Raw genomic sequence first — 15,578 nt, forward strand, 5'->3', positions numbered from 1 at the left:
TCCCTCTCCCCCGACCCCTTGTATGCTTCGTTTTGTGGTTTTTCGTTCGTTCAAGAGAGGAGATGAAGTCATGGCTGGAAGGGTGTCAAGAGGACCGTGGAATAAATGCGAGAGAGGTATTTTTCTCTTGCGTTTATGCCGCGAAAGCCTCTTGACATCCTGTAAGCCAAGTACACTTGAGGCAGGGGCTGGGGAGGGGTTGATCATCCCCGGCCGCTGCCTCACGGCGAGTGCGGGGTTTGGGGCAGAGCCCCAAGGTTTAGGTCGTAGAGTGCCACGGAGGTGTGGTGGAAACGAGTTCGGAAGGCGACGCACAGCCCGACGCCCCTCTGGGACATCAAGCCCGTGGGAGAGCACTTGGCGTGCATTGTCAGCCGTTTGTCTGAATACCGAACAGTTGCTGGTTGGCACGTGCCGGAAAGCCGTGACCACGTATTTGCAAGGATGGCTATAGATGAACGCTTCTGAATCAACGTTTGTGGGTATTGACGTTTCCAAAGACACGCTGGAGATCGCTTTAGACGACCAATCAAAAACCCAATGCATTGCCAATGCTGACGCTGATATAGCGGCGTTGGTCAAAGAGCTCGTTCCACGTTCTGAGGAGATTGGGGCGATCGTATTGGAGGCCACGGGAGGCTTCGAGCGCCAGGTGGCGGCGGCACTCTGTGCGGCCGGGCTGCCGGTGATGGTGGTCAATCCGAGGCAGGCGCGAGACTTTGCCAAATCCATGGGATACCTTTCCAAGACGGACGCCATTGATGCGCGAGTCCTGTCGCACTTTGCGCGGACACTGCACCAATCGGCGCAGCGGGAACGGCTGTTGATGAAACTGCCCGATGCCAACCAGGAGGCGTTGGAAGCCTTGCTTGTACGCCACAACCAGCTCATTGGCATGCGCGTGGCGGAAGGAAACCGATTGGCCCTGAGCCATGGTTCGCAACACAAGAGCATCAAGGCAGTCCTCAAAATACTGGATCGACAGATCGTGGCGGTTGATAAAAGCATGGCTGGCATGCTGAAAGAGCATTTTGCCGAGAAGCTCGCTTTGTTCAAAGGCTTCAAAGGGGTCGGACCGTGTACGCAAGCGAGTCTGATGGGGGCATTGCCTGAGTTGGGCCAACTCACCCATGCGCAGATTGGCAAGTTGGTCGGAGTCGCTCCATTAAACGCGGACAGTGGTCGCCACAAGGGTAAGCGCATCACCTGGGGTGGTCGAGCGACGGTCCGTACCGCTTTATACATGGCGGCCTTAAGTGCCATACGTTACAACCCCGTCATCAAGACCTTTTATGAACGTTTGCTTGCTAACGGAAAACTCAAAAAAGTCGCGCTGGTCGCTTGCATGCACAAGATGCTGACGATCATGAACGCCATAGTCAAATCGGGTATTCCGTGGAATCCAGAGCATGCAAAATGCGCCTAAAAAAGCTTGACTGGGAACACAGTTGCTCTCCCGCAAGTGGAGCGGGGAGATTCGTGAGTCGCTGACGCGACTTTTACATTAAGGCCCGGCGAAGTACAGCGCGACCAACAGCAGGAGCAGCGTCAGCCCCTGAAAACCGACCCGCATGATCATGTAGCGGGTACTATGAGTCCGGTCGTACTCTCCACCACGTTCCATGGAGTAGAAACCGAGGATCAAGGATACGGCCGTGGCAGCCATGGCCAGAAAAATCAGGATGGTGAGCAGTTTCATCGCGTTTCTCCTTTCTTTTGACTGAACCGCGACGGGTTATCGCGTCAGTAGTGGCAGCAGTCTCTGCCTTGAAACATTGCATTCACCAAGAAGGATAGGAAACGCGAACAGGAAATGCAAAGCCACATCCGAACGATCATGACTTTTCCAGGCACCCCCGAGCATGAAAGTCATGGCCGTTTCTCTCTCCCGCTTGCGGGCGAGGGCAGGATTCGTGAGTCGCTGGCGCGACTTTCACATTACAGTGCCGCTGGCTACGGCAGCCGCAGTCAGCCCTCAGTATTTGACACGCGCAAAGTAGGTTTTCTCGGCAGCCTCAAGCGCTTGCCGCAACGTCACGATCCCCATCTGGGCGAGCAAGGGCAGCATCTTCAGGAACACTTCGCCGGTGGCGCAGGCGTCGCCGAGTCCGCTGTGGCGGCCGTCGATGGCGATTCCCAGGCGTTCGGCGATGCTGTCGAGCTGGTGTGAGTCCTGGTTGGGATGCAGCACGCCCGAGAGCAGCAAGGTATCGAGTACCGGCTGGCTGAAAACCACACCGGTACGCGCTTCCTTCAGTTGCAGGAAGCGCATGTCGAAAGCCGCATTGTGCGCGACGAGTACGGTGTCGTTGCAGAAATCATGGAAGGCCGGTAGAACCACGTCGATGTTCGGCTGCCCACGCAGCATGTCGTCGGTGAGGCCATGAATGCGGGTTCCTTCGGGTCGCACGAAACGCTCCGGATCCACCAACTGGTCGAAAATCTCGAGACGCAACAGACGCCCGTTGACAATGCGCACCGCGCCGATCTGAATGATTTCGTCGCCGGCCGCAGGCTCGAGGCCGGTGGTCTCGGTATCAAAAACGGTGTAGCTGAGATCTGCTAGCGGCCGGTCGAGATCGACACTCTGATCGCTATAATGGAACAGGTCGAAGTCGTAATACTCCGGGCGCGCATCACCGTCATCGACCACCTCTCCAGTCGCCATGTTCTCCGGGGAGGCCACCGGCAGGACAAAACGGAAAAAAGCCCGATGCGCAGCCTTTTCACGCTCATACCAGATCTCGCCGCCATGGCGATCAATGACATCACGCAGCGACAATGGCGAACTCTCCCGTTCCACCTGCATGGCATCGGTTTCCCAGGTGTAGAAAGTCTCCGATGACATCGCGTGCCCGGCCCAGATGAGGTCCAGATAGGCCAGTTTGCCAAATGGGAGAAGCCGGAAGCGTAATTCCTTGATCTGATAATGTTCGATCAGGCGTGCTGCCAGGAAACAGATCGAGAACACCAGCGAGAAGCTCTCGGCTCGCAGCCACAAGGCTTCGTCAACTTCCTCGGTCTTGCTCGGCAGTTTCAATTGTTCCTCGATGCGACGCTGGGCGGCAGCGATGATGTCGATCCCCAGCACATCTTCGAGCGGCCAGCGGGTTTTCAGGGAATCAGCAAACTCGCTCATGGTCTGATCGAGACGCTGGCTCATGCGCAGCACCTCATCGCTGATGATGCCGACGAAGCGTTCACGTATCTCCGCTTCCATGTCCGGATAGTCCGTCAGGTTGCCGACGGCGACGCGGATATTGGCCAGACTGCCACGGCTGCCATCGGTCAGCGACTGCAGCACCTGATCCCGGCGGGATTCCTGCTCCAGGCTGCGCGTAATGTTCTCGACGGTGAGCACATAGCCGCTCATCACCCGCTGTCGGGAATCCTCTCTGGCAGACAATACGGGCACCATCTGGACACGCAGGAGTTGCCCGCCACGCGCCGTGGTAATGAAGTTGGCAATTGCTGCAGCGGCGCTCTTGTGCAGACGCTGACGAACCACCTCGAGCGCGTGGTCGATCTGATTCCGTTCGAGGATCGAGAAGATCGAACGGCCCAGGCCAATCAGCGCACCGCCCGTTCCGGCTGTGCTTCCCTGTGCCAGGGCCCGGAACTGGAGTCGGGCACGGCTGTTGTAGAGCAGGATGCGGCCATCCAGGTTGCAGACCACCACCGCTTGCGCCAGCTCGGACATCAGCGCCGCCAGACGGTTCTTCTCCTCCTCCACCGAGGATTTGGCGGCGGCGATCTGGGCATCGACATCGTCCATCAGACCATCGCGCTGTTGCGCCAGGTCATTGATCGCCAGCGCCAGCAACTGGACTTCCGGCGGCCCTTCCGGCGCAACCCTGAAATTGCGGTTCGCCGACAGCATCAGGCGCAGGTTCTCGGCCATCTTGAGCAAGCCCTGGACATACTGGCGAAACAGGCGGTGGATGACCAGCAAACCGACCACGAAGCCGAAGGTGGTCATCATCGCGCCGAGAGACAGGTGCGGCATGATCAACTGGATGAGCAGCGCTTGTTCGGCGGCTTGCGCACTCGCCCAGATCAGCAGCGCCGTAATCACGAAGGGGCCGGTCATCAGCAGACCGAGAATGACGACCGCAAGAAGGAAACGGGTGCGCGAGTTCATCGAGTCCAGCGAGTTCATATGCTGAACCTGTTCGATGATTGCGGGTACTCTGACATTGATGATCTCCCTTGCCTAGCCTTATTTATTCTACCGCTTATCATCATTTCGATTGACTGCGGCTACCTTGGCCAGCAATACTTGCGAACGTAACGCTACATTTCCCATCCTGCAATGCATCATGCAAACGCCAACCACACGCTGATCGACCTGCACCAGGGGCTGGCAACAGGGGTCGGTACTCGGCTGTCACAGTGATGGCGGCGCAAAGCATGATGTCCATCCTGCTAGAGGGTCTGTTGCAGAATCATCTGCTGATCGGTGGCGTGGCGATTCTTGTCTTGTTGGTGCTGAACATCAGAACCAGACAGTACCTGACGAAAGAGCGCGCGACACATCTCGTTGAGCTTGCCGAGCGCAAGCGGGCGGAGGCAGCGCTACGGGAGAGCGAAGTGCGGTTTCGTACCGCCATCGAAAGCATCCCTTTCGATGTTTTCATCATCGATACCAAGAATCGCTATGTTCTGCAAAACTCCACCTGTCGAAAGAATTGGGGAGATGTGATTGGAAAACATCCTGAAGAAGTCACCGATGATGCGCAACAGTTGGCCCTTTGGAAGAGCAACAATTGCAGAGCCTTTGCCGGGGAGATCATCGAAGGAGACGTGCTTCTCACTGTCGGCGGCGAAAAGAGATACATCCGTAACATCGTCGCTCCCATTAAGGACGGGGACGTAACACGGGCCATCCTGGGGCTGAACATCGACATCACCGAGCGCAAGCGGGCGGAGGCCGCCTTGCAGGAGAGCAGGGAATACTATCGTCTCCTGGTCGAGAATCAGACGGACTTGGTAGTCAAGGTGGATCCCGAAAACCGCTTTTTGTTCGTCAGCCCATCCTATTGCCAGGTCTTTGGCAAGACCGAAACGGAACTGCTGGGCAAGACCTTCATGCCGCTGGTGCACGAGGACGACCTGGAATCAACGGCCAGGGCCATGGAGGATCTGTATCGGCCACCCTACCAGGATTATCACGAGCAACGCGCCCTGACCGCAGCGGGCTGGCGCTGGTTCGGCTGGTCCGACAAGGCAGTGCGGGATGAAACGGGCCAGGTGGTGGCGATCGTCGGCGTGGGAAGGGACATCACCGAGCACAAGCAGGTGCAGAATGCACTGCAGAACAGCGAAGAGCGATTGCGCCAGGCCGTCCGTGCTTCCCAGATCGGCATCTTCGATCATGACCACTTCACCGACACCATCTACTGGTCTCCGGAGCAACGGCAGATCCACGGCTGGGGGATGGATGAACCGGTGACCCTGCAGGCGTTTATCGATAGCGTACATCCCGAGGATGGTGAGCTCATCGCAGCGGCTGTCCGGCGCGCCCATGACCCGGCCGGGGATGGCTTGTACGACGTTGAGCATCGGATCATCCGCCCGAATGGCGAGATCCGGTGGCTGGTCACACGCTCGCAGACGTTTTTCGCAGGCGATGGTGAGGCACGTCACAAGGTACGGACGGTAGGGGCCGACCTGGACATCACCGAGCGCAAGCTCGCTGAGCAGTTGCTGTTGCAGGAAAAGGAACGTGCCCAGGTCACCCTGCACTCGATTGGCGATGCGGTGATCACTACCGACGCCAACGGCATGGTCGAGTATCTCAACCCGATTGCCGAGAAACTGACCGGCTGGCCGGTGGAGGATGCCGCTGGTCAACCCCTGGCGAGGGTATTCTGCATTGCCAACGAAGAGACCGGCGAGCTCGTATCGGACCCGGTAGCTCGCTGTATCCAGGAAGGCCGCATCATCGGGCTGGCGAACCATACCTGTCTGCTCAGTCGATCCGGGCAGGAATATGCGATCCAGGATTCTGCCGCGCCGATCCGTGCTCCCACGGGAGAGGTATTCGGCGCCGTGCTGGTGTTCAGCGACATCACCGAGACGCGCCAACTGACCCGGCAGATCACTCATGAAGCGACGCACGACACCCTCACCGGGCTGGTTAACCGGCGTGAGTTCGAAAAACGGCTGGACCGTGCACTCGCCAGTGCCAAACAATACGGCGCCCATCATGCCCTCTGTTATCTCGACCTGGATCAGTTCAAGATCGTCAATGACACGGCCGGTCATGCTGCAGGGGATGAACTGCTCAAACAGATCAAAGGCGTTCTGACCAGGGTGTTTCGCGAGCGTGATACCCTGGCCAGGCTGGGTGGCGACGAGTTCGGCCTGCTGCTCGACAACTGCCCCCTGGAGAAGGCCTGTAAGATCGCCGAAGACCTCGTCGCAGCCATCCACGATTACCGATTTGCCTGGGCAGGGCGCAGCTTCCAGATCGGAGTGAGCATCGGGCTGGCGCCCATCACGGCCAGCGTCGAAAACACCGCCCAGCTCTTGAGTCAAGCGGATGTTGCCTGCTACACGGCCAAGGAGCGTGGGCGCAACCAGGTGCATGTGTACCAGACCGAGGACAGCGAATCCGCCCAGCGTCACGGCGAAATACTGCGTGCCGCCGGGCTGTGGGATGCGCTGGAGCAGGAGCGATTCTGCCTGTATTGTCAGCCCATCGTCTCCCTGACAGGGGACGGCGACACGTCGACACACTTTGAACTTCTGCTCCGGATGCGCGATGACGACGGCAAACTGGTGGCACCAGCGGCTTTTATCCCGGCGGCGGAACGTTACGGTCTGATGGGAGCGATCGACCGTTGGGTCATCCGGACCGCCTTTCGCCACTACTCGGAAACGCTCAGCACCTCGGCTGCGGAAATGTCCATTAACCTGTCCGGAAACTCGCTGAACGATCATACCCTGCTGGATTTCGTGCTGGCCCAGTTTTCCGAATTCTCGCTGCCACCCGGGCGGGTTTGTTTTGAGATTACCGAGACTGCGGCGATCTATAACCTCAGTCAGGCCATCGAGTTCATGGCGGCGATCAAGCAGCACGGCGGCCGCCTGGCGCTCGATGACTTCGGCAGCGGGCTATCGTCTTTCCGATACCTGAAAACCCTTCCTGTGGATTATTTGAAGATCGACGGCAGCTTTGTCAGCAACATGGTGGAGGATTCCATCGACCACGCCATGGTGGCGGCGATCAACCAGGTCGGTCACCTGATGGGTATCCAGACGATTGCCGAGCATGTCCATAGTCAGGCGATTGTCGAGCAACTCCGGACGCTGGGGGTGGATTATGTGCAGGGCTATGCGGTGGGGCGCCCGCTGCCCTGGCATTGATCCAGCCCTCGGCGAGATGGCCGTGCCGTCCCAGCCACTGGCGGCAGCCTGGCAGCCGGACTCTTCCTCTTCGCTCCGAAGCCGATGATGCAAGGCTTCGGCGATGGCCTCGTGTTGATTCGTGTTGATTATTCTTCGAGCGATCAATTTCTCAGTGTGCAATTTGTTAGGCAAGATTCACGACGAACTGCCAGCGAGCTGCATGAGCGGCGTCTCCAGCAACCGCACCTGTGAAATCGGTCTGACGGCGGAAAGCGGGCGGACCTATCGTTCTGTCGCCTACCTGCTGGAGGAGTGCAGCCGAACACAAACCATGGGAGCGTGTTAAACCGCCTGGAATCATGAAGCTTCGCGGTGACTGGTGTCGACTTTTTTTACACTTGCCGGATCGATAGCCCGTAAAACAGCAGCCGGAACCGCGAAATTCCCCTCGAGCGATTATAAAAACCCATAAGTTTCCGAGGCTTACGATGTATTGTCGATTTCTGGCTTGCTATTTGCTTTGGTAATTTTGTCTATATAGACAAACACTATCGACGGGAGACGAGAAAATGTCCAATCATGACAACAGTTTTCGGAGCGTGCTGGCCGCTTGTGGATTGGTGGCAGCGCTGGGTTCAGGTGCCGCGGCCGCCGGACCTTGCAGTCCCACATATGGACCCATCTACAAGGACATAGACCAACCACCGGCACTCACACCAACCCCCTTCGTGTCACATCACATTGTTGGCGGGCCCGTTCTCGCCGACGACTTCATTCCGACAGCCAGTGGCAAGATTGAATGCGTTGAGTGGTATGGCAGCCGTGCGACGAGCGACCAATGGGAACTCACGCTGCACCTGAACAACGATGCAAATCCAGCAGCGCCGGATGTCAACCCGGCGTTGACGGGTGGATTCAAGATCTTCGTACAAAGCGCTGGCGTGGATCCGGATGGGGATGGAATCTTCCTGTACTGGGCAGCTTTCAAGGATCCGCTGTGGGTTGTCGAAAAGGATCAGCAATACTGGTTCAGTGCGGCCAACCTTGATGACCACTGGACTTGGGCAGCGAGCGATGGCATCCCGGAGGTGGGTAACCAGAACCAGTGGGCCGTCCAGTCCGTCGGCACCAACCCTTGCCCGGATGGCGGCCCCCATTGCGGTCAGTGGAATCCTCTCACCGGTACCAACTTCGCTTTCGCGATCTACGTGCCCGAACCGGCTTCGGCTCTGCTGCTGAGCTTGGGCCTCGGGGCGTTGGGCCTCACCCGTCGGCGGCGCGAGACGTAGGAGTCGGACCGGCCCACACAGCACGCGCTTCCTGAACGGACCCGCTGGGGTCCGTTCATTTCGGTGCTTCGACTGGCTGTGGGCATTGAAGGCGATGATCGAAGCAGCGACGCACCTTGGTAGTTCTGTTTCATCAGAGGCCATCAAGCCGGGGACCGGGGTGTGAGTGTCACCAACATCGTGCCAGAGTTCCAAGGTGTATCACTTTTACGTCGGTCACCACAAAAAACTCGCTCAGCTTCAAATCGGAGTTGACAACGCCCCCAGGAAGTGGAGAACAATAGCGTAACTGTACATCGTGTTAGATCGCAAAGTTAAAGTTGTTTATGATGGTTGCCGGCATAGGGCTCGTGCCGGTCAGCATAAAAATCGCTGCAATAACCAGGCCAGGTCGGCAGTTGCCAACGGATCAACTGGGCAACCGCTGCCTGAGACACTCTCCTCAAGGAGTGAAGAACATGAATATCCCGGATGATCCCACCCTTCGTTTCCTTCCCGGTCTTGGCGGTCACTTCTCCAAGCCGGATTTCTCGGATACGGAATTCCTTCGCCAGCAAGTTGCCGAAATCGAAGCGTATGTAGAGCGCTTTCCATCGGACGAGCGGGAACTCCGTGCACTGGCATGGATCGAGGCCAATGCCAGTCAATATCGCCAACAGTGGCAAATACAGACGCTCAAATCGCGCTTATAGCCATATTGACTCTCGGCTCCTTGCATTCCCCTCCTCTCACTCATGCCCCACAGCAGCGAAAACCCCAACGACTATCCCCGTCGCATTCTCGTCGCCGTCACCGGCCTGTCGCCGCAGATCGTCACCGAGACGCTCTACGCGCTCGCCGTCGCGCCATCGGGAACCGCTTTCGTGCCCACCGAGATCCACCTGATCACCACCCGCAGCGGCGCCGAAAAAGCGAGCCTGCGCTGCTCTCGGAGACACCGGGCTGGTTCCACCACCTCTGTCGCGACTACGCGCTGCCGAGTATCCGATTTCCGCCGACACCATCCACGTCCTTGAAGACGCCGACGGCCGGCCGCTCGACGACATCCGCTCGCCCGAAGACAACCGCCGCGCCGCCGACGGCATCACCGCCCTGATTCGCGAGTTCACCGCCGACCCGACTGCGCGCTGCATGTCTCGATCGCCGGCGGCCGCAAGACGATGGGCTTCTTTCTCGGCTACGCGCTGTCGCTCTACGGCCGCCCGCAGGACAAGCTCTCGCACGTCCTGGTCTCGGCGCCCTTCGAGTCGAGCCTCGGCTTCTACTACCCGACGCCATCGAGCCACGTCCTCGAACTGCCTGGCGGGCGCCTCGTCGACAGCGCCAGGCGCAGGTGACGCTCGCCGAACTGCCCTTCGTCAGCCTGCGCCACGGCCTGCCCGAAGCGCTGCTGACCGGTCGCGCCAGCTACAACGAGACCGTCGAAGCCGCCCGCCGCGCGCTGGCCCCGCCGAACTGCAGATCGACCTCGCTCGCGCCGCGTCCTGGCCGCCGGCAAAGTCTTTTCCTGCCGCCGGCCGAACTCGCGCTGCTCAGCGTCTTCGCCCGGCGCGCGCTGCGCGGCGAAGCCGCCACTGGCCGGCACCGGCCAAGGAAGTGCCCGATGGCGACTGGAAAAGGCGCTATCTCGTCGAACTGCGCTGGATCGCCGGCCCGCTCGGCGATCTCGACAAAACCGAGACGCGCCCTGCGCCATGGCATGGACGGCAGCTACTTCTCGGCCCACCTCTCGAAGCTCAAGAAAATTCTCAAGCGCGAACTCGGCCCCGCTGCCGCGCCCTACCTGATCAGCGACGGCGGCAGCCGGCCGCGCCGCTACCGGCTCGCCTGCCGGCGGCGGTCTGGTATGGCGGTCAGCTACGACAGGCACCCTCGGCAGGCGACCCCATTCCACCAGCATCGCTGCCCGGCAACCAGCGCCGATCGACGTGACCATTCCCACCCGGAGCATGACCATGAGCACCCTCATCAGCTTTCTCGGCAAAGGCCGCGCCGACCGCAAGACCGGCTACCGGACGCCAACTACCGCTTCGACGCCGGCTTTGCACGCAGCGTGCCGTTCTTCGGCACTGGCGCTGACCGATTACCTCAAACCCGATCGCCTGGTCCTCGTCGGCACCGCCGGCAGCATGTGGGACGTCTTCTTCGAGCGCGCGGGCGCCGACGACGACGCCATGCTGCGAACTGATGGCGCCGTCGAGGCCGGGCAGGTCGACGATCGCCTGCTCGACCTGCCGCGCCTGCAACTCGCTGCGCACTCGGCATCCCGGTCGACTGCCTGCTGATCCCCTACGCGCGCGACGCCGCCGAACAGGCCGAGATCCTGCGCCGCCTGGCCAGTGTCGTGCAGCCCGGCGAACACCTCTCGATCGACGTCACGCACGGCTTTCGCCACCTGCCGATGCTGGCGCTGGTGGCGGCGCGCTACCTCGGCCGCGTCGTCGGCGTCAAGGTCGAGGAACTCTATTACGGCGCCCTCGAAATGACCGCCGGACGGCGAAACGCCGGTGCTGCGCCTCGGCGGCCTGCTGGCGATGCTCGACTGGGTCGACGCGCTCGCCACCTACGACAAGGACGGCGATTACGGCGTCTTCGCGCCGCTGCTCGCCGCCGACGGCATGGAAAAGGGTCGCGCCGAGCTGCTGGCGCGCGCCGCCTATTTCGAACGTACCAGCAACCCGGTGCGCGCACGCGAAACGCTGAGCAGCGTCTTTCCCTCGGTCGAAGCGCATGCCGGCGCCCTCGGCGGTCTCTTCGCCGAAACGCTCAGGAAACGCATCGACTGGTTTCGCGGACCCAAGCGCGACGACTGGGAACTCTCGCTCGCCGACGCCTACCGCGAGCGCGGCGACTACCTGCGGGCCGCCACCTTCCTGTACGAAGCTTTCATCACGCGCGCCTGTTTCGAGCGGCCCGGCAATCCCAATGACTTCAATGACTTCAAAAAGCGGAAGGATGCCTACGCCGTCGCAAGAAGCGAAAAGCCCGCGGTGGCGCAGCTCGAATACCTGCGCAACGGCCTCGCGCACGGCGTCCGCCCGCGCAACGACCAGGTCGTACGCACGCTCGACGACGAAAACGAACTGCGCGCCGCACTGAAAACGCTGCGCAAGCATCTTTTCCCCTGACGGTCATGATCAGCCCCGATACCGCGCTACGCCATGCCGCCGTCGGCTGCCTGCTCGGCACCGCCGTCGGCGATGCACTGGGACTGGCCGGCGAAGGACTGTCGAAGCGGCGGCTGGCCCGCATCTATCCGGACAGCACGCGCTACCACCTGCTCTTCGGTCGCGGCCTGTGTTCCGACGATACCGAGCACGCCTGCATGACGGCGCAGGCCTTGCTGACCGCCAGCGCCAGCCACCCCGACCACGCCGCCCGAGTCTTCGCCGGCGATCTCGCCCGGCGGCTGCGCTTCTGGCTGCTGGGGCTGCCGGCCGGCGTCGGGCTGGCCACCGGCCGCGCCATCATCAAGCTCTGGCTCGGCTGGTCGGCCGAGACCGCCGGCGTGTATTCCGCAGGCAATGGACCGGCCATGCGCGCACCGATCATCGGCATCTTCGCGGGCAACGATTCGCCGTACCTGCGCCAACTGATCCGGGCCTCGACCCGCATCACGCACACCGACCCGCTTGCCGAGCAAGGCGCCCTGGCGGTGGCTCTGGCCGCTCAGCGCGCGACCAGAGCCGATCCCCCCGCCGCGCTGCGGGTGGGGGAGGAACTGGCGACAGCTCTTGCCCCCGAGGGGCGCGAACTGGCCGCGCTGATCCGCCGTGCGGCGCAAAGCGTGCACCAGGGCGAGACGACGCCGGCCTTCGCCGCCCACATCGGCTGCGGCCAGGGCGTCAGCGGTTACATGCTGCACAGCGTGCCGGTGGCGCTGCATGCCTGGCTGTCGCATCCCGAGGAGATGCAGGCAGCGCTCACGGCCGCGATCGTCTGCGGCGGCGACACCGACAGCGTGGCCGCCATCGTCGGCGCCCTGGTCGGCGCCCGCATCGGCCCCGACAGGTTCCCCGCGCATTTGCTCGATGGCCTCGTCGAATGGCCGCGCACGCTCCAGTGGCTCACCCTGCTCGGCGAACGACTCGCCCGGACTCGCACGCCGCAAGCCCTGGCCACACCGCTCGCGCTGAACCTTCCCGGCCTGCTGCTGCGCAATGTCTTCTTCTTTGCGCTGGTCCTGATGCACGGCCTGCGCCGCCTGCTGCCACCGTATTGAGCCGCAGGGGCGGGGATCGGCCTTGCACGGTTTTATCGGGCCAGTCCGGGTGACAAGCCAGTACCATGATCATTACCGAGGAGAACACTTGGGACCAAAGAGTAGCGGTGTTGGAAACGCATTTTCGGGGCATCCACCGTAAGGCCACCTTACAGCGCTGCTGATTCCTGGAATCCACCGACTTGAAGTCTGATCGCCACAAACCGGCCAGCCTGACCACCGCAAGCTTGTCATCCGTCCCTGCCGGAGAAAAACAGGGACAATGACCGACTGTCCCTACCCGCTCAGACAAGACGATGCCCAACGCCCGAGAAAACCCCCACGAATATCCTCGCCGCATCCTGATCGCCGTCACCGGCCTGTCGCCGCAGATCGTCACCGAGACCCTTTACGCCCTGGCCGTCTCGCCCACGGCGAGCGCGTTCATCCCCACCGAAATCCACCTGATCAGCACGCGCAGCGGCGCCGAAAAAGCCCGCCTGGCGCTGCTTTCGGAGGAACCGGGCTGGTTCCACCGTCTCAGCCGCGACTACGCGCTGCCGCCGATTCATTTCAGCGCCGACACCATCCACGTTCTCGAAGACGTCAACGGCAAGCCGCTCGAAGACATCCGCTCGCCGGAAGACAACCGCCGCGCCGCCGACGGCATCACCGGCATCATCCGCGAGTTCACCGCCGACCCGGATTGCGCGCTCCATGTCTCGATCGCCGGCGGCCGCAAGACGATGGGCTTCTTCCTCGGCTATGCGCTGTCGCTCTACGGCCGCCCGCAGGACAAGCTGTCGCATGTCCTGGTTTCCGAGCCCTTCGAAGCCAGCCTCAGCTTCTACTACCCGACGCCGGCCAGCCACGTTCTCGAAATGCCCGGCGGCCGCCTCGTCGATAGCGCACAAGCGCGGATCACGCTCGCCGAACTGCCCTTCGTCAGCCTGCGTCACGGCCTGCCCGAAGCGCTGCTCACCGGCCGCGCGAGCTACAACGAAACCGTCGAAGCGGCGCGCCACGCCCTGGCGCCGGCAGAACTGCAGATCGACCTGGCGGCGCGGCGCATCCGCGCCGCTGGCAAGACCTTCCCGCTGCCGCCGGCCGAATTCGCGCTGCTCAGCGTCTTCGCCCGGCGAGCGCTACGCGGCGAAGCGCCGTTGCCGGCGCCGGCGAAGGAAAGCCCTGACGCGGACTGGAAGAATCGCTACCTCGTCGAGCTGCGCTCGATCGCCAGGCCGCTGGGCGACCTCGACGGCACCGCACATGCGCTTCGCAACGGCATGGACGGCGGCTATTTCTCGACGCATCTGTCGAAACTCAATAAGATTCTCCGGCGCGAACTCGGCCCCGCCGCCGGACCTTACCTGATCAGCGACGGTGGCCGCCGGCCGCGCCGCTATAGCCTCGGTCTGCGGCCGAGCGCGATCCGCTACGACATCCCCGAAACGGCGGTACGAGGGTGAGCGCACTGCCTGCCAGTGCCACGAGCCCTGATCCGATGCGCCGGCGGATGGCAATCGGCAACCGACAAGCTTGCCACTGCTCAATGTGTCCGCAATAACCGTTATGCTGTCGCGGACTCCAGCTAATGGCCGTCCCCCAGGTCTGCATCCGACCCATCATCCGGAACCGATGAGGAAAAAGTAATGACAAGAACTCCCCTCGCGTACAACCTCAGCTTCGCGACGCCCGCCTTCGTCGGCGATGCCGCACAGCAGGCGCAGTGGCGCACACCACCGATCAAGGCACTGATTCGCCAGTGGTGGCGAATGGTCAAGGCACCGCAAGTCCATTTCAATATCGATGGGCTACGTACCAGGGAGGACACGCTCTTCGGTAGCGCCTCCGACGAAAATAACGTTCCATCACATCAGTCCCTGTTGCGCCTCCGACTGTCGACATGGGATGGTGGAAAATTGACTTCATGGCCCACCGGGGAGCTTAAGGAAAAACATCCCGAGGTCGGTTTCCCTGTCGGCGCCGAACTCTATCTGGGCTTCGGCCCTCTTGCCTACGACAAAGCAACCAAAGGAACCGCCTTGGGAACAAACGGCGGCAACAAGCGCACTGCCATAGACGACAAATCTGCGGTGGCCCTTCGCCTGCTGTTCCCCGACGAGCATACGACGGATCTACAGAATACGCTGCAACTCGCTGCCTGGTTTGGGACACTTGGCTCGCGCGCCCGCAACGGCTGGGGCTCCTTGCAGATCGCACATCAGCACCTGAAACCGTTGACTCGCCAGAATCTTGAACGCATCGGCATCACCCGACCGCTGCAGGAATGCCTGACAATGGACTGGCCACACGCCATTGGCGAAAGCCGCGGCGCCCCGCTCGTATGGAAAACACGTGTCGAGGGCAGTTGGCGGCAAGTCATGAAGGAACTGGCGCGGATCAAGATCGCTTTCCGAACCCAACCCGCTCTGTCACTAAAGGGTGTCGTCGCTGGAGCCTTTTCGAAGCGACATCTACTTGCCTACCCGATCACTCACCATGCCGTCGCTGGAACCTCATGGGGTGGTCAGGGCCGGCTCGCCAACCAAGTCCGTTTCAAGGTATTGCGGGAAGAGGAACAACTGGTTGGCGTCATCGTTCATGTGCCGTGCTCTCTGCCGGAAGAAATGGCACGCAATCTCCCTGCATACACCCGCGCAAACCTTGATCAGCAAGATGTATGGGAAGCCGTCCACACCGTTCTCGACAACAACGCCAACAGGCTCGTCTGA

14 protein-coding genes are annotated in these 15,578 nt (G+C 61.2%); 11 read left to right on the forward strand and 3 right to left on the reverse strand.

What is annotated here, in order from left to right:
* Positions 1-454: 454 nt before the first annotated feature.
* Positions 455-1,426, forward strand: a complete 972-nt coding sequence (locus V5B59_RS04200) for a transposase (RefSeq protein ID WP_332351565.1) — start codon at positions 455-457, stop codon at positions 1,424-1,426.
* A gap of 78 nt (positions 1,427-1,504) precedes the next feature.
* Here V5B59_RS04200 and V5B59_RS04205 read toward each other — a convergent pair whose 3' ends face one another.
* On the reverse strand, positions 1,505-1,699 hold the full coding sequence (locus V5B59_RS04205; RefSeq protein WP_169071783.1) for a twin transmembrane helix small protein: 195 nt from the start codon (positions 1,697-1,699) through the stop codon (positions 1,505-1,507).
* 276 nt (positions 1,700-1,975) lie between these two features.
* Positions 1,976-4,141, reverse strand: a complete 2,166-nt coding sequence (locus V5B59_RS04210; protein ID WP_169071794.1) for a 3'-5' exonuclease — start codon at positions 4,139-4,141, stop codon at positions 1,976-1,978.
* Between the two features lie 272 nt (positions 4,142-4,413).
* On the opposite strand from V5B59_RS04210, the gene V5B59_RS04215 reads away from it, so the two are divergent.
* From V5B59_RS04215 to V5B59_RS04235, 5 genes are all read left to right on the forward strand, one after another.
* On the forward strand, positions 4,414-7,371 hold the full coding sequence (locus tag V5B59_RS04215) for a bifunctional diguanylate cyclase/phosphodiesterase (RefSeq protein ID WP_332351611.1): 2,958 nt from the start codon (positions 4,414-4,416) through the stop codon (positions 7,369-7,371).
* A 710-nt stretch (positions 7,372-8,081) separates the two neighbouring features.
* Entirely contained in the window at positions 8,082-8,642 is a 561-nt protein-coding gene (locus tag V5B59_RS04220; RefSeq protein ID WP_169071785.1) for a VPLPA-CTERM sorting domain-containing protein, read from the forward strand.
* Positions 8,643-9,100: 458 nt separating this feature from the next.
* A complete protein-coding gene (locus V5B59_RS04225; protein WP_169071786.1) occupies positions 9,101-9,334 on the forward strand; it encodes a hypothetical protein in 234 nt (77 codons plus the stop codon).
* A gap of 42 nt (positions 9,335-9,376) precedes the next feature.
* On the forward strand, positions 9,377-9,658 hold the full coding sequence (locus V5B59_RS04230; protein WP_332351612.1) for a hypothetical protein: 282 nt from the start codon (positions 9,377-9,379) through the stop codon (positions 9,656-9,658).
* Positions 9,659-9,802: 144 nt separating this feature from the next.
* The gene (locus V5B59_RS04235; protein ID WP_332351613.1) at positions 9,803-9,979 is read left to right on the forward strand and encodes a CRISPR-associated ring nuclease; all 177 of its coding nucleotides are present in this window, start codon (positions 9,803-9,805) and stop codon (positions 9,977-9,979) included.
* Between the two features lie 70 nt (positions 9,980-10,049).
* Here the strand turns inward: V5B59_RS04235 and V5B59_RS04240 are convergent, their stop codons facing one another.
* A complete protein-coding gene (locus tag V5B59_RS04240) occupies positions 10,050-10,343 on the reverse strand; it encodes a hypothetical protein (RefSeq protein WP_332351614.1) in 294 nt (97 codons plus the stop codon).
* 254 nt (positions 10,344-10,597) lie between these two features.
* Between V5B59_RS04240 and V5B59_RS04245 the strand changes: the two genes are divergently transcribed.
* The 5 genes from V5B59_RS04245 to V5B59_RS04265 all read left to right on the forward strand — a co-directional run bounded on the left by V5B59_RS04245 (position 10,598) and on the right by V5B59_RS04265 (position 15,578).
* Positions 10,598-10,927 (forward strand): hypothetical protein, encoded by a 330-nt coding sequence (locus V5B59_RS04245; RefSeq protein WP_332351615.1) that lies wholly within the window; start codon positions 10,598-10,600, stop codon positions 10,925-10,927.
* Between the two features lie 222 nt (positions 10,928-11,149).
* A complete protein-coding gene (locus tag V5B59_RS04250) occupies positions 11,150-11,770 on the forward strand; it encodes a hypothetical protein (protein ID WP_408612954.1) in 621 nt (206 codons plus the stop codon).
* 5 nt (positions 11,771-11,775) lie between these two features.
* On the forward strand, positions 11,776-12,864 hold the full coding sequence (locus V5B59_RS04255) for an ADP-ribosylglycohydrolase family protein (RefSeq protein WP_169071787.1): 1,089 nt from the start codon (positions 11,776-11,778) through the stop codon (positions 12,862-12,864).
* Between the two features lie 296 nt (positions 12,865-13,160).
* Positions 13,161-14,312 (forward strand): CRISPR-associated ring nuclease Csm6, encoded by a 1,152-nt coding sequence (csm6, locus tag V5B59_RS04260; RefSeq protein WP_169071788.1) that lies wholly within the window; start codon positions 13,161-13,163, stop codon positions 14,310-14,312.
* Between the two features lie 306 nt (positions 14,313-14,618).
* The gene (locus tag V5B59_RS04265; RefSeq protein ID WP_169071789.1) at positions 14,619-15,578 is read left to right on the forward strand and encodes a hypothetical protein; all 960 of its coding nucleotides are present in this window, start codon (positions 14,619-14,621) and stop codon (positions 15,576-15,578) included.

The organism is Candidatus Accumulibacter contiguus (assembly GCF_036625285.1).
GTDB lineage: Bacteria > Pseudomonadota > Gammaproteobacteria > Burkholderiales > Rhodocyclaceae > Accumulibacter > Accumulibacter contiguus.